General features: G+C 71.2%; 19 protein-coding genes and 3 pseudogenes. 14 read left to right on the top strand and 8 right to left on the bottom strand.

What is annotated here, in order from left to right; genetic code table 11:
- Positions 1-226 precede the first annotated feature (226 nt).
- The 8 genes and pseudogenes from ACNF49_RS42580 to ACNF49_RS42545 form a co-directional block, all read right to left on the bottom strand.
- On the bottom strand, positions 227-1,093 hold the full coding sequence (locus ACNF49_RS42580; protein ID WP_357967920.1) for a universal stress protein: 867 nt from the start codon (positions 1,091-1,093) through the stop codon (positions 227-229).
- A gap of 1 nt (position 1,094) precedes the next feature.
- Positions 1,095-2,516, bottom strand: a complete 1,422-nt coding sequence (locus ACNF49_RS42575) for an amino acid permease (RefSeq protein ID WP_357967922.1) — start codon at positions 2,514-2,516, stop codon at positions 1,095-1,097.
- 9 nt (positions 2,517-2,525) lie between these two features.
- Positions 2,526-2,972, bottom strand: a complete 447-nt coding sequence (locus ACNF49_RS42570) for an amino acid kinase family protein (protein WP_482941282.1) — start codon at positions 2,970-2,972, stop codon at positions 2,526-2,528.
- Between the two features lie 238 nt (positions 2,973-3,210).
- Positions 3,211-3,462: pseudogene (locus ACNF49_RS42565) on the bottom strand (amino acid kinase family protein); the annotation flags it as partial.
- On the bottom strand, positions 3,463-4,467 hold the full coding sequence (argF, locus tag ACNF49_RS42560; protein WP_482941281.1) for an ornithine carbamoyltransferase: 1,005 nt from the start codon (positions 4,465-4,467) through the stop codon (positions 3,463-3,465).
- Between the two features lie 44 nt (positions 4,468-4,511).
- Complete coding sequence (locus ACNF49_RS42555) at positions 4,512-5,756, bottom strand: arginine deiminase (RefSeq protein ID WP_357967930.1); 1,245 nt, start codon at positions 5,754-5,756, stop codon at positions 4,512-4,514.
- 97 nt (positions 5,757-5,853) lie between these two features.
- Positions 5,854-7,167, bottom strand: coding sequence for an amino acid permease (locus tag ACNF49_RS42550; RefSeq protein ID WP_482941280.1), 1,314 nt, complete (start codon positions 7,165-7,167; stop codon positions 5,854-5,856).
- A 105-nt stretch (positions 7,168-7,272) separates the two neighbouring features.
- Positions 7,273-7,488 (bottom strand): DUF3040 domain-containing protein, encoded by a 216-nt coding sequence (locus ACNF49_RS42545; RefSeq protein WP_357967935.1) that lies wholly within the window; start codon positions 7,486-7,488, stop codon positions 7,273-7,275.
- Between the two features lie 226 nt (positions 7,489-7,714).
- Between ACNF49_RS42545 and pyrR the strand changes: the two genes are divergently transcribed.
- The 14 genes and pseudogenes from pyrR (at position 7,715) to metK (ending at position 22,405) form a co-directional block, all read left to right on the top strand.
- Positions 7,715-8,260: a bifunctional pyr operon transcriptional regulator/uracil phosphoribosyltransferase PyrR gene (gene pyrR, locus ACNF49_RS42540; protein ID WP_352322601.1), complete on the top strand. Its 546-nt coding sequence runs from the start codon at positions 7,715-7,717 to the stop codon at positions 8,258-8,260.
- Positions 8,257-9,174: an aspartate carbamoyltransferase catalytic subunit gene (locus ACNF49_RS42535; RefSeq protein ID WP_352353188.1), complete on the top strand. Its 918-nt coding sequence runs from the start codon at positions 8,257-8,259 to the stop codon at positions 9,172-9,174. Before pyrR ends, ACNF49_RS42535 begins: the two co-directional genes overlap by 4 nt.
- Positions 9,171-10,466 (top strand): dihydroorotase, encoded by a 1,296-nt coding sequence (locus ACNF49_RS42530; RefSeq protein WP_357967939.1) that lies wholly within the window; start codon positions 9,171-9,173, stop codon positions 10,464-10,466. Before ACNF49_RS42535 ends, ACNF49_RS42530 begins: the two co-directional genes overlap by 4 nt.
- Positions 10,463-11,569: a glutamine-hydrolyzing carbamoyl-phosphate synthase small subunit gene (carA, locus tag ACNF49_RS42525; RefSeq protein ID WP_357967942.1), complete on the top strand. Its 1,107-nt coding sequence runs from the start codon at positions 10,463-10,465 to the stop codon at positions 11,567-11,569. Before ACNF49_RS42530 ends, carA begins: the two co-directional genes overlap by 4 nt.
- On the top strand, positions 11,556-14,843 hold the full coding sequence (gene carB / locus ACNF49_RS42520; RefSeq protein ID WP_482941279.1) for a carbamoyl-phosphate synthase large subunit: 3,288 nt from the start codon (positions 11,556-11,558) through the stop codon (positions 14,841-14,843). The genes carA and carB overlap by 14 nt, the downstream gene beginning before the upstream one ends.
- A gap of 21 nt (positions 14,844-14,864) precedes the next feature.
- Positions 14,865-15,730 (top strand): annotated as a pseudogene (locus ACNF49_RS42515) (dihydroorotate dehydrogenase electron transfer subunit).
- The gene (locus ACNF49_RS42510) at positions 15,720-16,697 is read left to right on the top strand and encodes a dihydroorotate dehydrogenase (RefSeq protein ID WP_357967948.1); all 978 of its coding nucleotides are present in this window, start codon (positions 15,720-15,722) and stop codon (positions 16,695-16,697) included. Before ACNF49_RS42515 ends, ACNF49_RS42510 begins: the two are co-directional and overlap by 11 nt.
- Complete coding sequence (gene pyrF / locus ACNF49_RS42505) at positions 16,694-17,392, top strand: orotidine-5'-phosphate decarboxylase (RefSeq protein ID WP_357967951.1); 699 nt, start codon at positions 16,694-16,696, stop codon at positions 17,390-17,392. The genes ACNF49_RS42510 and pyrF overlap by 4 nt, the downstream gene beginning before the upstream one ends.
- A 715-nt stretch (positions 17,393-18,107) precedes the next feature.
- A complete protein-coding gene (gene mihF / locus ACNF49_RS42500; RefSeq protein WP_020541698.1) occupies positions 18,108-18,431 on the top strand; it encodes an integration host factor, actinobacterial type in 324 nt (107 codons plus the stop codon).
- Between the two features lie 121 nt (positions 18,432-18,552).
- Positions 18,553-19,139, top strand: a pseudogene (gene gmk, locus ACNF49_RS42495) (guanylate kinase).
- A gap of 5 nt (positions 19,140-19,144) precedes the next feature.
- Positions 19,145-19,414, top strand: coding sequence for a DNA-directed RNA polymerase subunit omega (rpoZ, locus tag ACNF49_RS42490; protein ID WP_043638590.1), 270 nt, complete (start codon positions 19,145-19,147; stop codon positions 19,412-19,414).
- Between the two features lie 8 nt (positions 19,415-19,422).
- Positions 19,423-20,616, top strand: coding sequence for a bifunctional phosphopantothenoylcysteine decarboxylase/phosphopantothenate--cysteine ligase CoaBC (coaBC, locus tag ACNF49_RS42485; RefSeq protein ID WP_482941278.1), 1,194 nt, complete (start codon positions 19,423-19,425; stop codon positions 20,614-20,616).
- A 125-nt stretch (positions 20,617-20,741) separates the two neighbouring features.
- Positions 20,742-21,065 carry a hypothetical protein gene (locus tag ACNF49_RS42480; protein WP_352322592.1) on the top strand — a complete coding sequence of 108 codons (324 nt, stop codon included), beginning with the start codon at positions 20,742-20,744 and terminating at the stop codon, positions 21,063-21,065.
- 152 nt (positions 21,066-21,217) lie between these two features.
- Positions 21,218-22,405, top strand: coding sequence for a methionine adenosyltransferase (gene metK / locus ACNF49_RS42475; RefSeq protein WP_352322591.1), 1,188 nt, complete (start codon positions 21,218-21,220; stop codon positions 22,403-22,405).
- Positions 22,406-22,956: the final 551 nt, after the last annotated feature.

The raw sequence follows: 22,956 nt of genomic DNA, 5'->3' as shown, positions 1-22,956 counted from the left end.
GGGGGGTACGGTGCCAGGCTCGGCACCATCGGTAGCCGTGGCCCTGGGTTTACCCCAGAACGCCGCGCGGTGTGGTTACGCACAGTGACGGTAAAGGGGTGGGAGCCTAAGGTCAAGCTGATTGGAAAAAAGATGCCGAATCCGGTCCGGGAGGGAACGCAACAAACGCCCCTCTTGTACCGGTGGCAACACTACTTCGTCATAGTTTGACGAGTGAAATCGAGCGTCAGGTCTCGCGGGTCAGAATCATGACGGGGCAGGTCGCGGCCTGGACGATCTTGATGGACGTGTCGCCCAGGAAGACCCGGCGCAGCGGCCCGGCGTCGCTGGAGGCGCACACGAGCAGCTCTCCCGGCAGCCACGTGGTCGTGCCGAGCGCCTGTGCCACGTTCCGGCCCTCCAGGAGCTCCACCTCGACCTGGAGCCGGCGCCGCTGCCCCCGCGCCGCCGCGCGCAGGTCCGCGGCGGCCTGGTCGCGCAGCCGTACGAGCATGTCCTCCTCGACCTGGACGCGGCGGCCGGTCCTGACCACCAGCGTGACCAGCCGCAGCGGGATGTCCAGGGTGACCGCGGCCTTGGCCGCGCCCCTGACGGCGGCGTCGGCGCCGGGCCCGCGGCGGTAGGCGACGGTGATGCGCTCGAACGCGGCCGGCGGGTCGTCGACGTAGCCGCGCGGGGCGAGCAGCACGGGCACCGGCGAGGAGTGCAGGAGCTGGTCGGCGGTGCTGCCGACGGTGATGCGGGAGCGCGTGCCGCCGGGCGCGGAGCCGATGACCACGACGTCGGCGCCGCGCCTGCGGGCCACCTCCACCAGGCCGCGCCCGCTGGCCTTGTTGGTGTGGCGCACGTACTCGGCCTGGTCGCCGGCCAGCTCGCGGGCCTGCGCGAGCGCGGTCTCGGCCTGCTCGCGCAGGTAGGAGCGCCAGGCGCCCTCGTCGGCGCGGGCGGGGCCCGGCGTGGTCGTCACGGGCGGCTGGACGGTCGCGACCGTCAGGACGGCCCCGGTCTGCCGGGTCAGGACGACGGCCAGCGCGAGCCCGTCCCCGCCGCGCGGCTCGGCGATGTACCCGGCCAGCACCTTGTCGAACTTCATGTCACCGCACCTCGGCATTCAGCCGTGAATGCCCGTAGCCGTACAGGAAATAGCAGATCAGGCCGACCAGCATCCACAGGCCGAAGGCGGCCCACGTGACGCCGGCCAGCCCGGCCATCACGATGACGCAGAAGATCGCGCCGAGCACCGGGGTGAGGGGGAAGAGCGGCGTACGGAAGCTGCGCGGCAGCTCCGGGCTGCGGTAGCGCAGGACCAGCACGCCGACGTTGACGATGAGGAAGGCGAACAGCGTGCCGATGCTGGTGGCCTCGGCGAGCTGGCCGAGCGGCACCAGCCCGGCCAGGACCGAGATGAACAGGGCCACGATCAGCGTGTTGGCGACCGGCACCTGGTGGCGCGGGTTCACCCGCTGGAAGATCCGGGGGATGAGCCCGTCGCGGGACATCGCGAACAGGATGCGGGTCTGGCCGTAGATGACCGTGAGCACGACGCTGGCGATGGCGATCACCGCGCCGAAGGAGACGATCACGCCCGGCCAGGTGGCGCCGGTGGCCTGGTCGACGATCTGCGACAGGCTCGCCTCGGTGCTCTCCGGGTCGAACTCGGTCCACGGCTTGGCCCCGATGGCGGCCACGGCGACCAGGACGTACACGGCGGTGACGATGAGCAGGGACAGCAGGATGGCCAGGGGCAGGTCGCGCTTGGGGTTCCTGGCCTCCTCACCGGCGGTGGAGGCGGCGTCGAAGCCGATGTAGGAGAAGAACACCTGCGAGGCGGCCGCGGTGATCCCGGCCACCCCGAGGGGCGCGAACGGGGTGAAGTTCCCGGACTGGAACGCCGTGAACGCCACCACGCAGAAGAACACCAGCACCGCGATCTTGATCAGCACGAACACCGCGTTGGCCGTGGCCGACTCCGAGGCCCCGTAGAGCAGCAGCCAGGTGGCCAGGAGCACGATGACGATCGCGGTGACGTTGACCACGCCGCCGTCCTGGCCGGGGGAGCGGGTGATCGCCTCGGGCAGCGTCCAGCCGAACAGGCTGCGCAGGAACGCGTTGAGGTACTCGCCCCAGCCCACGGCCACGGCCGCGACCGACACGGCGTACTCCAGCATGAGGCACCAGCCGCACACCCAGGCCACCAGCTCGCCCAGCGTCGCGTACGCGTAGGAGTAGGACGACCCGGACACCGGGATCGTCCCGGCCAGCTCGGCGTACGACAGGGCCGAGAACAGCGCCGTGACCGCCGCCAGCACGAACGCCAGCACCACCGCCGGCCCCGCCTTGGGCACCGCCTGGCCGAGGATGACGAAGATGCCGGTGCCCAGCGTGGCGCCCACGCTGAACAGCGTGAGCTGCCACAACGTCATCGTGCGCCGCAGCTCGCCGCCCTCGCCCTGCCCGCCCTCGGCCACGATGCGCTCGGTCGGCTTGGTGCGCAGCAGCCGTGCGGCCAGTGTCACGTCGGTCTCCTAGAGGGTGCTCGTCAACGGCCACATCCCGTTGGGCGTGACAATCGTGCCCGCGGAACCGGCGAGTATGTCCTGGGCCTCGTCGAGCCTGCCGATGGCGGCCATGTCGCCGGTCGTCTCGACGAACCGGCACACCGCCTCGACCTTCGGTCCCATCGACCCGGCCGGGAAGCGCAGGCCGCGCAGCTCGTGCGGGGTGGTGCAGGCGATCTCGCTCTGGCCCGGGGTGCCGAAGTCGCGGTACACCCGGGGGACGTCGGTCAGGATGAGGAAGGCGTCGCACTCCAGCGCCTCGGCCAGCATCGAGGCGGTCAGGTCCTTGTCGATGACGGCCTCGACGCCCGCCAGGCGGCCGCGCGCGTCCCGCACGACCGGGATGCCGCCGCCGCCCGCGCAGACCACCACGACGCCCTCGCGGATCATCTTGCGGATCAGCCGGGTCTCCACGATGCGCTGCGGCGTGGGGGAGGGGGACGACGCGGCGCCAGTGGTCGCCGTCGGGCTTGACCGTCCAGCCGTACTCGGCGGCCAGCTTGCGGGCCTCGTCCTCCTCGTAGATCTGGCCGACGAACTTGGTGGGGTCGTCGAAGGCCGGGTCGACGGCGCTGACCAGGGTCTGGGTGACCATGGCGAGCACCTGCCGGCCGGGCAGGGCGTTCTGCAGCGCCTGCTGCATCCAGTAGCCGAGCATGCCCTGCGTCTGCGCGCCGAGCGTGTCGAAGGGGTAGGGCCGGCTCAGGTTCGGGTCCGCGGCGCTCTCCAGGGCCAGCATGCCGACCTGGGGGCCGTTCCCGTGGGTGATGACCAGCTCGTGCTCGCCGGCCAGCTGGGCCAGCGTCCTGACGGCGGTGGCGATGTTCTCCCTCTGCACGTCGGCGTCCGGCTTCTGGCCGCGCTTGAGCACCGCGTTGCCGCCGAGTGCGACGATGACCCGCATTCAGTCCCCCAGGGTTGCGACCATGACCGCTTTGATGGTGTGCAGCCGGTTCTCGGCCTCGTCGAAGACGATGGAGCGCGGCGACTCGAAGACCTCGTCGGTCACCTCCAGGGCCTCCAGGCCGGTCCTGGCGTAGATGTCGGCGCCGACGCCGGTCTCCCGGTTGTGGAAGGCGGGCAGGCAGTGCATGAACCTCACGTCCGGATTGCCGGTGGCCCGGACGACGTCGTCGTTCACCTGGTACGGCAGCAGCAGCTCGATCCGCTCGTCCCAGACCTCCTTCGGCTCGCCCATCGAGACCCACACGTCGGTGTAGAGGAAGTCGGCGCCCCTGACGCCCTCGGCCACGTCCTCGGTGATGGTGATCCGGGCGCCGGTGGACCTGGCCAGCTCCTCGGCGGGCCGCACCGCGAGGTCCCGGTCGGGCCGCAGCGCCGCCGGGGTGACCAGCCGGATGTCCAGGCCGAGCAGCGCGCCGGTGACCAGCAGCGAATGGCCGGTGTTGTTGCGCGCGTCCCCCAGGTAGGCGAGGGACACCTCGCGCAGCGGCTTGTCGCTGTGCTCCTGGACGGTGAGCATGTCGGCCAGCATCTGCGTGGGGTGCCACTCGTCGGTCAGGCCGTTCCACACCGGCACGCCGGACAGCGCCGCCAGGTCCTCGACGTAGGACTGCTTGCTGCCCCGGTACTCGATGCCGTCGAACATCCGGCCCAGCACCCGCGCGGTGTCCCTGACCGACTCCTTGTGCCCGATGTGCGAGCCGGCCGGGTCGAGGTAGGTGACGTGCGCCCCCTGGTCGTGGGCGGCCACCTCGAAGGCGCAGCGGGTGCGGGTGGAGGTCTTCTCGAAGATGAGCGCGATGTTCTTGCCCCTGAGCCGCTGCCGTTCGATCCCGGCGTACTTGGCGGCCTTCAGCTCCGCCGACAGGTGCAGCAGGAAGCCGAACTCCTCCGGCGTGAAGTCCAGTTCCTTGAGGAAACTGCGGTTGCGCAGGTTGAACGCCATGTCACCCCTTCCCTGAAGCCGTTCCGGTGCCGGCCGGACGTCCGCTAGATGCCGTCGCGCTCCAGCGGGCAGCTCATGCACCGCGGGCCGCCGCGCCCTCTGCCGAGCTCGCTGCCCCGGATGGTGATGACCTCGATGCCGTTGTCGCGCAGGTGATTGTTCGTGGTGGTGTTGCGCTCGTAGGCGATGACGACGCCGGGCTCGACGGCCAGGCCGTTGCAGCCGTCGTCCCACTGCTCACGTTCGGCGGCGTACACGTCCTGGTGGGGGGTCAGGACGGTGATGTCGTCCATGTCCAGGGCGCGGGCGATGGCCTTGTGCATGTCCTCGGGCGGGTGGTCGGTGACCTTGAGCTCCTTGGAGGTCTCGCCCGGCTCGATGGTGTACGTCGGCAACATCCCGAGCCCGGCGTACTTGGTGAACACCCCGACGTCGAGCATGGTCATGACCGTGTCGAGATGCATGAACGCGCGCGCCTTCGGCATGTCCAGCGCCACGATCCGGGTCGCGGACCCGGCGCTGAACAGCCGCTGGGCCAGCATCTCGACCGCCTGCGGCTGGGTGCGCTCGCTCATCCCGACCAGCACCGCGCCGCGCCCGATGACCAGCACGTCGCCGCCCTCCAGGGTGGCCGGCGCCATCGCGTGGCCGGGCAGCCAGCAGTGGAAGCCGCCCTCGTAGGGCCGGTCGAAGCCGGCGGCGAACATCGGGTGGAACCGGTAGACGGCCTCCAGGTTGACCGTCTCGCGCATGCGGGCCTTCTTGCGCATCGCGTTGATCGACACGCCGTCGTAGATCCAGCAGGAGGTGTCGCGGGTGAACAGGTGGTTGGGCAGCGGCGGCAGGACGAAGTCGTCGTCGGCGGTGGTGTGGAAGGCCACCGACTTGGGGTCGCACCCCATCGCGACCAGCTCGCGCTTGGTGATGCCGCCGGTCAGGTGCATCTGGAGGGTGCCGGCGTCCATGCCGTCGAGGGTGTTGCGGATGTCGTCGATGGCGGTCGGGCCGAGCCAGCGTTCGTCGATGACCGCGTCCAGGATGTGCTTGCGGGCCTCGGGGATGGCGACCACGTCGCGCAGGAGGTCGGCCAGCATGTGGACGACGATGCCGCGCCCGCGCAGCACCCGCTCGAACTCCTCGTGCTCCTCCACCGCGCGCTGCACCCACAGCACGTCGTCGAACAGGAAGGCGTCCTTGTTGCTGGGCGTCAGCCGCTTGAGGGCCAGCTCCGGCTTGTGCAGCAGGACCTGGCGCAGTCGGCCGACCTCTGAATCGACATGAAAGGTCATTTTTCAGATATCCCCTCAGCGCGCCGGACATCACGCGGGCCGTACTCGCCGTGCCTGGCCTTCAGCCAGATGTAGACGGGCACGCCGACCAACATCATCAGCGTCCCGCCGAGCACGGCGGGGGCCCCGAGCCGTACGCCATCCAGAACGAGAACAGCAGCGCGAGCACCGCGACGGCCAGGTCGCGGGCCAGCCGCCCGCGGTTGATCCGCCGCTCCCGGGTGACCAGCCAGAACAGTTGCGCGGCCGCCGAGAAGAAGTAGGGGATGACCGTGGTGAAGGAGGCCAGCAGCACGATCGTGTCGAAGGCGTTGGCGGAGGCGTAGCCCACCAGCAGCATGAGCGAGGTGAGGACGGTCCCGGCCAGGATGCCCGTCAGGGGCGCGCCGCGGCGCGAGACCACGGAGAAGGCGGGCGGGAACATGCCGTCCTTGGCGGCGGCCAGCGGCATCTCGGCGACCAGCAGGGTCCACCCGTTCAGCGCGCCGATGCCGGAGACGACGGCGCAGACCGCCATGAGCAGCCCGCCGCCGGTGCCGCCGAACATGTGGTCCAGCGCCGCGGCGAAGGGCGCGGCGGACCCGACGAGCTCCTCCTGCGGCACGGTGCCCATGACGGCGACCGTGCTGAGGATGTACATGACGGCGCAGGCCAGCACGCCGATGACGCTGGCCCGGCCGATGGTGCGGGCCGGGTCCCTGACCCGGTCGGCCGCGATGGCGGCGCTCTCCACGCCCGAGTAGATGAACAGCGTGACCGCCCCCGCCAGGGAGATGGCCGAGACCCAGCTGCCGCCGCTGGCGTTGAACGCCGGGTAGTTGGCCTTGTGCACGAAGAACAGCCCCACGATCGCCACGAACAGCAGCGGCGTGAACTTCAGCACCGTGGTGACCACCTGGAAGGCGGCCGCGTTGCGCACGCCGGCCAGGTTCACCACGGCCGGGATCCACAGCCCGGTCAGGCCGATGAGGGCGGCGCTGAGCGTGCTGCCCCAGTCGAGCCCGAACAGCCCGTGGGCCAGGTACTGGACGTAGCCCACCCACGCCACGGCGATGGCCGCGTTGCCGATCCACGCGGTCAGCCAGAACGACCAGGCGATCCAGAACCCGGCGAACTCCCCGAACGCCTCGCGGGCGTAGGCGTAGGGGCCGCCCGCCGCGGGGATGCGCCCGCCCAGGCGGCCGAAGACGATCGCCATCGCGAGGGCGCCCGCGGTGACCAGGACCATGGAGAGCAGGCTCACCGTGCCGAACGCGGCCAGCGAGGCGGGCAGCAGGAAGATGCCGGTGCCCACGACGTTCCCCATGACCAGCGCGACGGCCGCGCCGAGGCCGAGACCGCCGGCGGGCCCCGGGCGCGTCCCGCGCGCCGCCGTGGTCACGCCTTCCGAGGGCGGACGTGGTTCCCCCATGCGTGCCCCCCGCGCGAGTCCCCAGGAAGAGCCGCCGCCGAGCGCGTACGGCCCTCGGGGACGTGCCCTACGCGGAGGACGCCGACACGGGGAGTGGCGGGGGTTTTACCTGATCACGGCGTGCGGCAGGGGGTCGGGTGAACCCGTCACCAGCAGCACGACGGCGAACACCGCCAGGCACAACGCCATCAGCGCCAGCGGCCAGGCCAGCGATGCGGGGGCGCCGTGCCGGGACATGGCCGCGTACAGCTCGGGGTCCTCGTCCCTGACCTGACGGGCGATGGCCTTGAGCACCGACCGCTCGCGTGCCGACTGCGCCATGTGAAACCTCCCCCGAGAAGACTTAGAGCAGGTTTTATACCGATATGTCGGCAATTGCCAAATTCGCCGGGCCGGCCGGGACGAACGACCGGCCAGGACGCCCGCCACACCCGGACGGCAGGGCGGGGCGCTCACGTTGTACCAGGTAGCCCCTGGTACTGTGTGTCCCGACCAACACCCTTTTAAGACCCGTCCCGTGAGGCGGGAAAGGTGGTGAGATCCCTCCATGTCCGATTCCAGGGCCGTGCTCGAAGGCCCGGACATCCACCGGGCGCTGACCCGTATCGCGCACGAGATCCTCGAACGCACCAAGGGCGCCGGTGACGTCGTCCTCCTCGGCATCCCCACCCGCGGCGCCACGCTCGCCCGCCGGCTCGGTGACCGCGTCGAGCAGTTCGAAGGGCTCAAGATCCCCGTCGGCTCGATCGACATCACCATGTACCGCGACGACCTGCGCCGCGGCCCCGTCCGCCCGCTCGGGCGCACCGAACTGCCGCCCGACGGCATCGACGGCAAGGTGGTCGTCCTCGTCGACGACGTGCTCTACTCCGGCCGCACCGTCCGCGCCGCGCTCGACGCGCTCAACGACCTCGGCCGCCCGACCGCCGTGCAGCTCGCCACGCTGGTCGACCGCGGCCATCGCGAGCTGCCCATCCGCGCCGACTACGTGGGCAAGAACCTGCCCACCGCCAAGAGCGAGAAGGTCAAGGTCTACCTCTCCGAGATCGACGGCCGCGACGCCGTCCTGCTCATGAAGGAGGACGACAGGTGAACCGGCACCTCATCTCGGCGGGCGACCTCACCAAGGACGACGCGCTGCTCATCCTCGACACCGCCGAGGAGCTGGCCAGGGTCTCGGAACGATCCATCAAGAAGCTGCCCACGCTGCGCGGCCGCACGGTGGTCAATCTGTTCTTCGAGGACTCCACCCGGACCAGGATCTCCTTCGAGGCGGCGGCCAAGCGGCTCTCGGCCGACGTCATCAACTTCTCGGCCAAGGGGTCGAGCGTCTCCAAGGGCGAGTCGCTCAAGGACACCGCGCTCACCCTGGAGGCCATGGGCGCCGACGCCGTCGTCATCCGCCACGGCTCCTCCGGCGCGCCGCACCGGCTGGCCGGCTGGGTGCGCGGCAGCGTCGTCAACGCCGGCGACGGCACCCACGAGCACCCCACGCAGGCACTGCTCGACGCCTTCTCGATGCGCCGCCGCCTCGGCGGGCTCGACGGCCGCCGGGTCACCATCGTCGGCGACGTGCTGCACAGCCGGGTCGCCCGCTCCAACGTGCTGCTGCTCAACACGCTCGGCGCCGAGGTCACCCTGGTCGCGCCGCCCACGCTGCTGCCCGTCTCGGTCGGCACCTGGCCGTGCGAGGTGTCCTACGACTTCGACGCCGTGCTGCCCAAGTCCGACGCGGTCATGATGCTGCGGGTGCAGAAGGAGCGGATGAACGCCGCCTACTTCCCCAGCGAGCGCGAGTACTCCCGGCGCTACGGCCTCGACCGCGACCGCTTCGCCAAGATGCCGGACGAGGCCATCGTCATGCACCCCGGGCCGATGAACCGGGGCATGGAGATCGCCGCCGAGGTGGCCGACTCACCGCGCTCCACCATCGTGGAGCAGGTCGCCAACGGCGTGACCATCCGCATGGCCGTCCTGTACCTGCTGCTCGGGGGAGAGATCCAGTGATCATCAAGAACGTGCGGATCCTCGGCGGGGAGCCGGTGGACCTCCGGATCGCCGACGGGCGCATCGCCGAGATCGGCACCGGCCTCGAGGCCGGCCCCGGCGGCGAGACCGTCGACGGCGGCGGCGCGATCGCGCTGCCCGGCCTGGTCGACCTGCACACCCACCTGCGCGAGCCCGGCCGCGAGGACGCCGAGACCGTCCAGACCGGCACCCGGTCCGCGGCCCGCGGCGGCTACACCGCCGTGCACGCCATGGCCAACACCTCGCCCGTCGCCGACACCGCCGGCGTGGTCGAGCAGGTGTGGCGGCTCGGCCGTGAGTTCGGCCACTGCGACGTGCAACCGGTCGGCGCGGTGACCGTCGGCCTGGAGGGCAGGCAGCTCGCCGAGCTCGGCGCGATGGCCGACTCGGCCGCCCGGGTCCGGGTCTTCTCCGACGACGGCAAGTGCGTCAGCGACGCCGTGCTGATGCGCCGCGCCCTGGAGTACGTCAAGGCGTTCGACGGCGTCGTCGCCCAGCACGCCCAGGAGCCCAGGCTCACCGAGGGCGCCCAGATGAACGAGGGCGTCGTCTCCGGCAGGCTCGGCCTGACCGGCTGGCCGGCCGTGGCCGAGGAGGCGGTCATCGCCCGCGACTGCCTGCTGGCCGCGCACGTCGGCTCCCGCCTGCACGTCTGCCACGTCTCCACCGCCGGCTCGGTCGAGATCATCCGCTGGGCCAAGTCCAAGGGCTGGAACATCACCGCCGAGGTCACCCCTCACCACCTGCTCCTCACCGACGACCTCGTCGAGGAGTCCCCGGTCGGCGCCTACAACCCGATCTACAAGGTCAACCCGCCGCTGCGCACGCACGCCGACGTCCAGGCGCTGCGCGCCGCGCTGGCCGACGGCACGATCGACGTCGTCGCCACCGACCACGCCCCGCACCCGGTCGAGGACAAGGAGACCGAGTGGCCGGCCGCGGCCATGGGCATGATCGGCCTGGAGACCGCGCTGAGCGTCGTCCAGGAGGCCATGGTCGAGACCGGGCTGCTCGACTGGGCCGGGGTCGCCGAGCGCATGTCGATCACCCCCGCCCGCATCGGCCGCCTGGCCGGCCACGGGCGGGCGCTGGAGCCGGGCGCGCCGGCCAACATCACGCTGTACGACCCGTCGGCCCGCACCGAGGTGGACCCCTCCGCCTACGCCTCCAAGAGCAGGAACACCCCGTACGAGGGGATGACGTTGCCCGGCCGGGTGGTCGCCACGTTCCTGCGCGGCACGCCGACCGTTCTCGAAGGGAAGCTGGTTTGAACTCCGCGGTGCTCGTCCTGGAAGACGGCCGCGTCTTCCACGGAACCTCTTACGGCGCCGAAGGCGAGACGTTCGGCGAGATGGTCTTCAACACCGGCATGACCGGCTACCAGGAGACCCTCACCGACCCCTCCTACCACCGGCAGATCGTCGCCATGACGGCCCCGCACATCGGCAACACCGGCGTCAACGACGAAGACCCCGAGTCGGGCCGCGTCTGGGTCGCCGGGTACGTCGTGCGCGAGCCGTCCAGGATCGTCTCCAACTGGCGGGCCGACCGCTCGCTCGACGACTACCTCAAGCAGCAGGGCGTCGTCGGCATCGCCATCACCGGCACCCGCGCCCTGACCCGCCACCTGCGCGAGCGCGGCGCGATGCGGGCCGGCATCTTCTCGGCCCCCTCCGCGACGGTCGAGGAGCTCGTCGAGCGGGTGCGGCGCGCGCCCGCCATGGAGGGCGCCGACCTGGCCGCCGAGGTGGCCACGGCCGAGCCCTACGTCGTGCCCGCCGCCGGCGAGCGGCGCTTCACGGTCGCCGCCGTCGACCTCGGCATCAAGGGCATGACCCCGCAGCGCATGGCCGAGCGCGGCTGCGAGGTGCACGTGCTGCCCGCCACGGCCACGTACGAGCAGATCATGGCCGTCGAGCCCGACGGCGTGTTCTTCTCCAACGGCCCCGGCGACCCCGCCACCGCCGACGTGTCGGCGCTGCGGAGCGTCCTTGCGGCCAGGGTGCCGTTCTTCGGCATCTGCTTCGGCAACCAGCTGTTCGGCCGGGCGCTCGGGCTGTCCACGTACAAGCTGCGCTACGGCCACCGCGGCGTCAACCAGCCGGTCCAGGACGTGCGCACGGGCAAGGTCGAGATCTCGGCCCACAACCACGGGTTCGCCGTCGAGGCGCCGATCGGCGAGCCGTTCGAGACCCCCTACGGCCCGGCCGAGGTCAGCCACGTCAACCTCAACGACCGCTGCGTGGAGGGCCTGCGCCTGCTCGACGGGCGCGCCTTCAGCGTCCAGTACCACCCCGAGGCCGCCGCGGGGCCGCACGACGCCGCTTATCTCTTCGACGAGTTCTGTGAGGTCATGAGCCGTGCCCAAGCGTGAGGACATCCGGTCGGTCCTGGTGATCGGCTCCGGCCCGATCGTGATCGGCCAGGCGTGCGAGTTCGACTACTCGGGCACCCAGGCCTGCCGCGTGCTGCGGGCCGAGGGCTTCCGGGTCATCCTGGTCAACAGCAACCCGGCCACGATCATGACGGACCCGGAGTTCGCCGACGCCACGTACGTCGAGCCGATCACCCCCGAGTACGTCGAGAAGATCATCGCCAAGGAGCGCCCCGACGCGCTGCTGCCCACCCTGGGCGGCCAGACCGCGCTGAACACCGCGGTCGCCCTGCACGAGTCGGGCGTGCTGGAGAAGTACGAGGTCGAGCTGATCGGCGCCGACTTCGACGCGATCCAGGCGGGCGAGAACCGCGAGAAGTTCAAGGAGATCGTCGCCAAGGTCGCCCGCGAGCACGGGCTCAACGCCGAGTCGGCCAAATCAGTCATCTGCCACACGATGCAGGACTGCCTGGCCGCCGCCGGCGAGCTGGGCTACCCGCTGGTCGTACGGCCCAGCTTCACCATGGGCGGCGTCGGCTCCGGCTTCGCCTACGGCGAGGACGACCTGCGCCGCATCGCCGGCGCCGGCCTCGACGCCTCGCCGACCACCGAGGTGCTCCTGGAGGAGTCGATCCTCGGCTGGAAGGAGTACGAGCTGGAGGTCATGCGCGACAAGGCGGACAACGTCGTCATCGTGTGCTCCATCGAGAACATCGACCCGATGGGCGTGCACACCGGCGACAGCGTCACCGTCGCGCCCGCGCTGACCCTGACCGACCGCGAGTACCAGAACATGCGCGACGTGGCCATCGCGGTCATCCGCGAGGTCGGCGTCGACACCGGCGGCTGCAACATCCAGTTCGCCGTCGACCCGCGCACCGGGCGCATGATCGTCATCGAGATGAACCCGCGCGTCTCCCGCTCCAGCGCCCTGGCCTCCAAGGCCACCGGCTTCCCGATCGCCAAGATCGCCGCCAAGCTGGCCATCGGCTACACCCTCGACGAGATCCCCAACGACATCACCAAGGAGACCCCGGCCTCCTTCGAGCCGACGCTCGACTACATCGTGGTCAAGGTGCCGCGCTTCGCCTTCGAGAAGTTCCGCGGGGCCGACCGCACGCTGACCACGCACATGAAGTCCGTCGGCGAGGCCATGGCCATCGGCCGCTCCTTCACCGAGGCGCTGCAGAAGGCGCTGCGCTCGCTGGAGAAGAAGGACTCCGCCTTCACCTGGGCGGGGCCCGTCCAGGACAAGGACGAGCTGCTGGCGGCCTGCCGCACCCCGCACGACGGGCGGCTGCGCACGATGCAGCAGGCCGTGCGCGCGGGCGCGACCGCGGCCGAGCTGTTCGAGGCCACCAGCGTCGACCCCTGGTTCCTCGACCAGCTCCTCCTGCTGGACGAGGAGGCCCAGGAGATCGCCGCCGCGCCCGAGCTGACCGCCGGCGCGCTGACCCGCGCCAAGCACCACGGCTTCTCCGACGCGCAGATCGCCGAGATCCGCGGCGTCGAGGAGGCCGACGTGCGCGCCCTGCGCCACGCGCTCGGCGTGCGGCCGGTCTACAACACCGTCGACACCTGCGCCGCCGAGTTCGCCGCCAGGACGCCGTACCTGTACTCCACCTACGACGAGGAGACCGAGGTCCCCTCCGGCGAGCGGGAGAAGGTCATCATCCTCGGCTCCGGGCCCAACCGCATCGGTCAGGGCATCGAGTTCGACTACGCGTGCGTGCACGCCTCCTTCGAGCTGTCGCGGGCCGGGTTCGAGACCGTCATGGTCAACTGCAACCCCGAGACCGTCTCGACCGACTACGACACCTCCGACCGGCTCTACTTCGAGCCGCTCACCCTGGAGGACGTCCTGGAGGTCGTGCACGCCGAGCAGCAGACCGGCCCCGTCGTGGGCGTGATCGTGCAGCTCGGCGGGCAGACGCCGCTCGGCCTGGCGCAGGCGCTGAAGGACGCGGGCGTGCCCGTGGTCGGCACCTCGCCCGAGTCCATCCACCTGGCCGAGGAGCGCGGCGCGTTCGGGCGGGTGCTGGCCGAGGCCGGGCTGCCCGCGCCCAAGCACGGCACCGCGCTGACGGTGCCCGAGGCGCTGGAGATCGCCGGGGAGATCGGCTACCCGGTGCTCGTCCGGCCCTCGTACGTGCTCGGCGGGGCCGGCATGGCCATCGTCTACGACGACGAGACGCTGACGACGTACATGGCGGCCCAGGAGGGCGGCCACCCGGTGCTGGTGGACAAGTTCCTCGACGAGGCCATCGAGATCGACGTCGACGCGCTCTACGACGGCCAGGAGCTGTTCCTCGGCGGCGTCATGGAGCACATCGAGGAGGCCGGCATCCACTCCGGCGACTCGGCCTGCGCGCTGCCGCCGCTCACGCTCGGCAGCCACGACGTCAAGCGCATCCGCGCCGCCACCGAGGCCATCGCGGCCGGGGTGGGCGTGCGCGGGCTCCTGAACGTCCAGTACGCCATGTCCGCCGGCGTCCTGTACGTCCTGGAGGCCAACCCGCGGGCCAGCCGTACCGTGCCGTTCGTGTCCAAGGCGACGGCCACGCCGCTGGCCAAGGCGGCGGCCCGGGTGATGCTCGGCTCCTCGATCGCCTCGCTGCGCGCGGAGGGCATGCTGCCGGCGACCGGCGACGGCGGCACGCTGCCGCTGGAGGCGTCCATCGCGGTCAAGGAGGCCGTGCTGCCCTTCAACCGCTTCCGGGGCGTCGACACCGTGCTCGGGCCCGAGATGCGCTCCACGGGCGAGGTCATGGGCATCGACGCGTTCTTCGGCGTGGCGTTCGCCAAGTCCCAGGCCGGGGCCTACGGCGAACTTCCGACCAAGGGACGCGCGTTCGTGTCCGTGGCCAACAGGGACAAGCGTGCGATGATCTTCCCTGTGAAGGCACTGGCCGACCTCGGCTTCGAGATCCTCGCCACCGAGGGCACGGCCGAGGTGCTGCGCCGCAACGGTGTCCATGCCAAGATCGTGCGAAAGCACAGCGAGGGGACCGGGCCCGGAGGTGAGCCTACGAGCGTGCAGGCGATTCTCGACGGCGAGGTGGACCTGATCGTCAACACGCCGTTCGGCAGCCCCGGCCAGTCCGGGCCGCGCCTGGACGGCTACGAGATCCGCACCGCGGCGGTGCTGCGCGGCATCCCGTGCATCACCACCGTCGCGGGGCTGGCCGCCGCGGCGGCCGGGATCCAGGCGATCGTCCGCGGCGACGTCGGCGTGCGTTCACTCCAGGAGCACGCACAGGCACTACGCGGCTGACCCCGCGGGAGGTGAAGACGACTGGCCGGCACACCTGTGCAGGTGACGGGCACGGTGCTGACGACGCGCCGGGTCGACGCCTACCATGCGCTCACGGTGGTGGCGCCCGGCATCGCCGAGCGTTACCGTCCCGGCCACTTCGTCTCCGTGGCGGTCGGCGGGGCCCACACGTCGATGGTGACGCGCCGCGCGCTGTCCATCCATGACGTCAAGTCCGACTACGGCGGCACGGTCGAGCTCGTCTTCACCGCCGCCGGGCCGGGCACGTCCTGGCTGGCCGAGCGGCGCGCCCGCGACACGCTCGACCTGGTCGGGCCGCTCGGCCGGCCCTTCCCGCTGCCGCGCGACCCGGTCAACTGCGTGCTGGTCGGCGCCGAGTACGGCTCGGCCGTGCTGTTCCCGCTGGCCGACGCGCTGCTGGCGCGCGGCTGCCGGGTCGACTTCGTGCTCGGCGGCGCCGGGGCCGACCGCGTCTTCGGCGCCATGCGGGCCCGCCGCATCGCCGAGACGACGACCCTGACCACCGAGGACGGCTCGCTCGGCCTGCGCGGCAAGGTCACCGACGCGCTGCCCTCGGTGATCGCCGACACCCGGGCCGACGCCGTCTACGCCTGCGCGCCCATGCCGGCGCTGCGGGCGGTGACGGCGGTGGCGATGGAGTTCGACATCCCGGTGCAGGTGGCCGTCGAGGAGTCGATGGCCTGCGGCATCGGGGTGTGCATGACGTGCGTCATCCCCGTCATCGGCGACGACGGCGCGACCAGGATGGTCCGCGCGTGCGCGGAGGGACCGGTGTTCCGGGGGAGCGGGTGCGCTTCGAGGACGTGGGAACGATCCCGTTCGACGCGCTCGGCGCCCCCGGAGGCGGTGCACGACATGTCAGTTGATATGCGTACGTTTCTGGCGCACGTCGAGCTGGCGAACCCCGTCACCACGGCCGCCGGCTGCGCGGGCTCCGGACGCGAGCTCGCCCAGTTCTTCGACCTCCACCGGCTCGGCGCGCTGACCACCCGGTCCATCACCATGGCCCCCCGGGCGGGCAGGCCGACCCCGCGCATGGCCGAGACGCCCTCCGGCATGCTCAACGCCGTCGGGCTCCAGGGGCCGGGCATCGAGGCGTTCCTGGAGCGCGAGCTGCCCTGGCTGGCCCAGCGCGGCATCAAGACCATCGTCTCGATCGGCGGCGGCACCGTCGCCGAATACTCCGAGCTGGCCCGCAGGCTCGCCGACGCGCCCGGCGTGACCGCGCTGGAGGTCAACCTTTCTTGCCCGAACATGGAGGACAGGGGGCGTGTCTTCGCGCGCGAGGGCAGCGCCGCGGCCGAGGTGATCGCCTCGGTGCGCTCCATCATGCGCTACGACGTCCCCGTGGTGGCCAAGCTGGCGCCCGACGTGGCCGACATCGTCTCGGTCGCGCGCGCCTGCGTGGACGCCGGGGCGGACGCCCTGTCCATGATCAACAACCCGCTCGGCATGGCCATCGACACCGAGGCGCTGCGCCCGTCGCTGGCCGCCGTCACCGGAGGGCTGTCGGGGCCCGCCATCCTGCCCCTGGCCGTCCGGTGCGTGTGGCAGGTGCACGCGGCCCTGCCCGGGGTGCCGCTGATCGGCATGGGCGGCGTGATGACCGGCAGGGACGCCTTCCAGCTCATCCTGGCGGGCGCCTGCCTGGTCGGGGTGGGCACCGCGCTGTTCCACGACCCCTACGCGTGCCTGCGCATCGAGCGCGAGCTGGAGGACCTGCTGCGGGCACGCGGCTTCCAACGCCTCGCCGACGCCGTCGGCCTGGCCCACCGGCCGCCGGGGAGCGCTCCCCGGCACCTTCCAGTCGACTCCGAGGAGAGCTCCCCTTGACGCCCGCACCCATCGCCGTCGCCCTCGACGCCCCCGACCTGGAGACCGCCGCCAGGTGGGCGAGCCTGGTGACGCCGCACGTCAGCACCATCAAGGTGGGCCTGGAGCTGTACCTGCGCTACGGCCCCGACGTGATCGCCTCCGTGCGCGGCGCCAGCGGCGTCCAGATCTTCCTCGACCTCAAGCTGCACGACATCCCCAACACCGTCGCGGGCGCCGCCAAGGCCGTCGCCCGCCTGCGTCCGGCCATCCTGACCGTGCACGCGGCCGGCGGCGCGGCCATGATCCGGGCCGCGGTCGAGTCCGCCCCGCAGACCAAGATCGCCGCTGTGACGATCCTCACCTCGCTGAACGAGTCCGACCTCGACCGCATGGGCCTGGCCGGACCGGCCGACGAGGCCGTGCGCCGCCTGGCGGCCCTGTCGGTCGAGGCCGGGGCCACGGCGCTGGTGTGCTCGCCCAACGAGGTCGCGGCGGTACGGGCCGAGGTGGGGCCCGGCATCACCCTCATCACGCCGGGCGTGCGCCCCCAGGGGGCCGACGTCCAGGACCAGGTGCGCGTGGCGACGCCCGAGCAGGCGCTGGCCGACGGCGCCGACCTGCTGGTCATCGGCCGTCCGATCACGGGCGCGGCGGACCCGGGAGCGGCCGCCGCCGCCATCGCCGCCTCACTGCGCCGCACGACCGCCTCCTGAACCGCCGCACGACCGTTGCCTGAACCCGCGCCCGGGGCACCCGCCTCGGGCGCCCGTCTGCGGCCGCGGGAGGCGGGGGCAGGTTCTCCGCGCGTGGAGACGTGCCTTCCCGCGCGGGCCGAGGCCGGCTTCTGGGGCGTGCGGAGGTGAGCCTGCCCGCATGGGCGGGACACGCGCCGTGCGTACGCGGAGATGCGCCTGTCCGCGTGGGCGGAGGCGCGCTTCCGGCACGCGCGAAGGTGAGCTTCTCCGCGCGGGCAGAGACGCTTCCGGCATGCGGCGGAGGTGTTCTTCTCCGCGGGCGGGGACAAACTCTTCGCGTGCGCGGAGGTGTTCTTCTCCGTGCGGGCGTGGGCATGGCGGCAGGTGTCGCCGGACCGTTCGCGCAGCCCTCGCTCACAAGATCGTAATGCATCCGCCGGACGTTCGCGCACGCTTCGCGATTCTGGTTTCGGTCCTGGTCCGGCCCTGGTTTCGGACATCGTCCGGGGCCGCGCGGGCGATCTTCGCCCTGCTCCGGGACGCCGTCCGGGGCGGACGCGCGAAGCGGGAAGTGAGGGCGATTTGATCAGCAGTGTGTAATTTTACGCTCACGGACAGTGATGAAGTGGATTTTGTGAGGAGAGAAACCGCTCTTGACGTTGCTTAGGGGGCGATGACCAGCTAGTTTCCCTTCCCGTCCGAGTACATCGACAGAAATTCGAGGTGACCCGGCGTGGCTCTTCCTCCCCTGACCCCTGAGCAGCGCGCCGCAGCCCTTGAGAAGGCTGCCAAGGCCCGTAAAGAGCGTGCCGAGGTCAAGAACCGGCTCAAGCATGGCGCGGTTTCTCTGGCTGAGGTGCTCAAGGATGGGCAGACCGACGACGTCATCGGCAAGATGAAGGTGTCGGCCCTGTTGGAATCGCTCCCCGGCGTGGGCAAGGTCCGCGCCAAGCAGCTCATGGAGCGGCTTGCCATCGCCGAGTCCCGCCGCGTGCGGGGTCTCGGCGCGAACCAGAGGGCTTCCCTCGAGCGCGAGTTCGGTGGCAACGAGAGCTAATCTCTGTTCCACAAGAAAGCGCAGGTTCAACGGGGGGTAGGAAGTGACCGACAGGTCCTGGTCCGGCGAAGCAAGGGCCCATGAGGCAGTCGGATCGGGAGCGAAGGTCGGCTTCCTCCCCCTGAGCAGGAGGCGTCTGACGGTCCTGTCAGGGCCGTCGGGCGTCGGCAAGTCCACGGTCGTCGCCGAGCTCCGGCGGGCACACCCCGAGGTGTGGCTGTCGGTCTCGGTGACCACCAGGAGGCCCCGTCCCGGCGAGGTCAACGGGGTCCACTACTTCTTCGTCGACGGCGAGGAGTTCGACCGGCTGGTCGAGGCCGGCGAGCTGCTGGAGTGGGCCGAGTTCGCGGGCAACCGCTACGGCACCCCGCGCGAGCCGGTGCTGGACAAGCTCGCCCAGGGCGTGCCGACCGTCCTGGAGATCGACCTGGAAGGCGCCAGGCAGGTGCGCACCACCATGCCCGACGCGCTGCTGGTGTTCCTTGCCCCCCGACGTGGGAGGAGCTGGAGAAGCGGCTGCGCGGCCGCGGCACCGAGCCGGAGGACGTCATCGAGCGCCGGCTGCAGGCCGGGCGGGTCGAGATGGCGGCCGAGTCGGAGTTCGACCTCACGCTGGTGAACACGAGTGTCCATGAAGTGTGCCACCGGCTGATAGCCTTGATGACTGACCCTCAGGGGGTCACCACCACCATCAACCGAGAGGTCTGACAATCGTGGCAGGCACCACCCCGGCCGCGGAGGGCATCACCAACCCGCCGATCGACGCGCTGCTCGACATCGTCGACAGCAAGTACTCCCTGGTGATCATGGGCGCCAAGCGCGCCCGCCAGATCAACGCCTACTACTCCCAGCTCGGCGAGGGCCTGCTGGAATACGTCGGGCCGCTGGTCGAGACGCACGCTCAGGAGAAGCCGCTGTCCATCGCGCTGCGCGAGGTCTCCGAGGGCCTGCTCAACGCCGAGCCCATCGAAGGCGCGGTCTGACCCCTTCGATGAAGGTCGTCCTCGGCGTCAGCGGCGGCATCGCCGCGTACAAGGCATGTGAGCTGCTGCGGCTGTTCACCGAGTCAGGTCACGAGGTGCGGGTCGTGCCGACCCGCGAGGTCCTGCGTTTCGTGGGCGAGCCCACGTGGGCCGCCCTGTCGGGCAACCCCGTGACCGCCGACGTCTGGGACGACGTTCACGAGGTGCCCCACGTCCGCATCGGCCAGCGCGCCGATCTCGTCGTGGTGGCGCCGGCGACCGCCAACACCCTGGCCAAGGCGGCCCACGGGCTCGCCGACGACCTGCTGACCAACACGCTGCTGACGGCGCGCTGCCCGGTCGTGTTCGCCCCGGCCATGCACACCGAGATGTGGCAACATCCGGCCACCCGCGCCAACGTCGCGACCCTGCGCGAGCGTGGGGCCGTCGTCATCGACCCGGCCGTGGGGCGCCTCACCGGCGCCGACACCGGCCCCGGCCGCCTGCCCGACCCCGCCGAGATCTTCCAGGTCTGCCTGCGCGTGCTGCGCGGCAGGCCGCGAGACCTGGCCGGGCGCAAGATGGTGATCTCCGCCGGGGGCACCCGCGAGGCGATCGACCCGGTGCGCTACATCGGCAACCGCTCGTCAGGCCTGCAGGGGTACGCCCTGGCCCGCACGGCGGTCGCGCGCGGCGCCGAGGTGACCCTCGTGGCGGCCAACGTCGCACTCCCCGATCCCGCGGGGGCCGCCGTGGTGCGGGTGGGGTCCACGGCCGAGCTGCGCGAGGCGGTGCTGGCCGCCACGGAGAAGGCCGACGCCGTCGTCATGGCGGCCGCGGTGGCCGACTTCCGCCCGGCGTCCCGGCACGAGACGAAGATCAAGAAGACCGACGGCGAGCCCGACCCCATCCACCTTACGAAGAACCCCGACATCCTGGCCGAGCTGGGCCGGCTGCGGCGCGAGGGCGGCGCGGGTCCCCGGGTGATCGTCGGGTTCGCGGCCGAGACCGACGACGTGCTCGCCAACGGGCAGGCCAAGCTGGCCAGGAAGGGCTGCGACCTGCTGGTCGTCAACCAGGTGGGGGAGGGGCTGGCGTTCGGCACGCCCGACAACGCCGCCACCGTCCTCGTCGCCGGCGGCGAGCCGGTCGAGGTGCCGCGCGGCCCCAAGGACGACGTCGCCGACGCCGTCTGGGACCTGGTCGCGCCCCGCCTGTCCTGACGCGCGTTTCGCGCAAGAACGATTACCTGATCGCCAGTTGCGGCACCCCGGACGCCTGCCGATACTTGGGGGCAAAGGGGGACGGAATGCCGGTGGGTTCCGCTGTCAGGGATCGTTGCAGGAGATTGCTGGAAGATCAGGGAGGTATCCGTTACGTCTTCCCCGCGTTGTCCGTGGGGCCGACGGGAACGGGCCACTTCCTCATCGTCGTCACCGATTCGTCCGTCTCGGTGCTCACCACCAGGACCCTCAGGAGCGACCGGCCGGTCGCGGTGTTCGCCACGTACCCGCGGCACACCAGGCTCGGCCCGATCCTGCCCGGCCCGTTCATCGAGCTCGGCAACACCGTGTTCGAGTTCGACGAGGAGTACGCGGCGGTGGTGTCCGCCGCCGACGCCGAGGTCTTCGCGCCGGAGACGCTGCCGCCGGATCCCCTTCCCGACCTGTGACCGCAGACGTGGCCGGACACGTGACCGGACACGGACACCGGACGGTTTCGCGACCGGACGCCGGGTGGGGCTAGACTTCGGCGAGGCCCTGGCGTGTTCTTCCGTCCCGGGCCCAACATCCGTCAGCAGCCGCTGCATGAGGAGCCACTGAGTTGTCACGTCGCCTGTTCACCTCCGAGTCGGTCACCGAAGGCCACCCGGACAAGATCGCCGACCAGATCAGTGACGCGATTCTCGACGCCATGCTCAAGGACGACCCCAAGAGCCGGGTCGCCGTCGAGACGCTGATCACTACCGGCCAGGTCCATGTCGCAGGCGAGGTCACGACCGAGACCTACGTCGACATCCCCGGCGTCATCCGGGAGAAGATCCTGGAGATCGGCTACGACGCTTCCCACAAGGGCTTCGACGGCGCCTCCTGCGGCGTGTCGGTGTCCATCGGCGCGCAGTCGCCCGACATCGCCCAGGGTGTCGACGACGCCTACGAGCACCGCGTGGGCGGCGACGCCGACGAGCTCGACCGCCAGGGCGCCGGCGACCAGGGCCTGATGTTCGGCTACGCCTGCCGCGAGACGCCGGAGCTGATGCCGCTGCCGATCACGCTCGCGCACCGGCTCGCCCAGCGCCTGTCCGAGGTCCGCAAGACCGGCAAGGTTCCCTACCTGCGCCCCGACGGCAAGACCCAGGTCACCATCGAGTACGACGGCGACAAGCCCGTCCGCCTCGACACCGTGGTCGTCTCCACCCAGCACGCGGCCGAGATCGACCTCAAGGAGATGCTCGCCCCCGACATCAAGGAGCACGTGGTCGACCCCGTGCTCGACGGGCTGGAGATCGAGACCGAGGGCTACCGGCTGCTGGTCAACCCGACCGGCCGCTTCGAGATCGGCGGCCCGATGGGCGACGCCGGCCTGACCGGCCGCAAGATCATCATTGACACCTACGGCGGCATGGCCCGCCACGGCGGCGGCGCGTTCTCGGGCAAGGACCCGTCCAAGGTCGACCGCTCGGCGGCCTACGCGATGCGCTGGGTGGCCAAGAACGTCGTCGCGGCCGGGCTGGCCGATCGGTGCGAGGTGCAGGTCGCGTACGCGATCGGCAAGGCGCAGCCGGTGGGTCTGTTCGTCGAGTGCTTCGGCACCGAGAAGCTGCCGGTGGAGCAGATCCAGGCCGCCGTGCTGCGGGTCTTCGACCTGCGTCCGGCCGCGATCATCCGCGACCTCGACCTGCTGCGCCCGATCTACTCCGAGACCGCCGCCTACGGGCACTTCGGCCGTGAGGGCTTCTCCTGGGAGTCCACCGACCGCGCCGAGGCTCTTCGGACGGCTGCCGGTCTCTGACCTACCCGGTCTCCGGTTTCTTGCAGGTGCCGCATCCGGCCCGTTGAGGGTCGGGTGCGGCACTTGTCGTCGGCTGGGGTGGTTCGGTGCGGGCGTCGGGCTGATCTCTCGGGGGGTCCCAGGCTCGCCGGCGACTGTCGGCTGACCTCTCGGGAGCCCGGGCCCGTCGGCGACTGTCGGCTGACTTGCTCTTCCGTCTTGCCTGGGGGTCGGTGGCGATGCCGGGCTGGTTCCTTGGGCGTCGGAGTCGGTGGGCGGGCGTCAGGGTTCGTCGGCGGTGGTCGGTGTGGGGCGAGGGGAAGGCGGCTTCTGGTGGGGGCCTCGCTTCTTCGGTGAGGCGGGCTGGTCCGCCTTCGCGAGGTCGTGTCCGTCGGTGGGCGCGGTTCTGCGTGCTTGGCCCGTCCTGTGCGCTGTCGGCCCGTGGGGGCGGTGTTCCTGGCGGGGAGCGCCTTGGCGTGCGGCAGGCCCCCTTGGGGGATCTCCGAGGGGTTCGTGTGGTGGGCGTTGTCCGGGGCGTTCGGGCTGGTGGGCTGCTCGGATGGCCGGTGGGG

The sequence above is a fragment of the Actinomadura sp. ATCC 39365 genome (genome assembly GCF_054392275.1).
The sequence above is the reverse complement of the archived record's forward strand: the minus strand, read 5'-3'. Positions and strand labels throughout refer to the sequence as shown.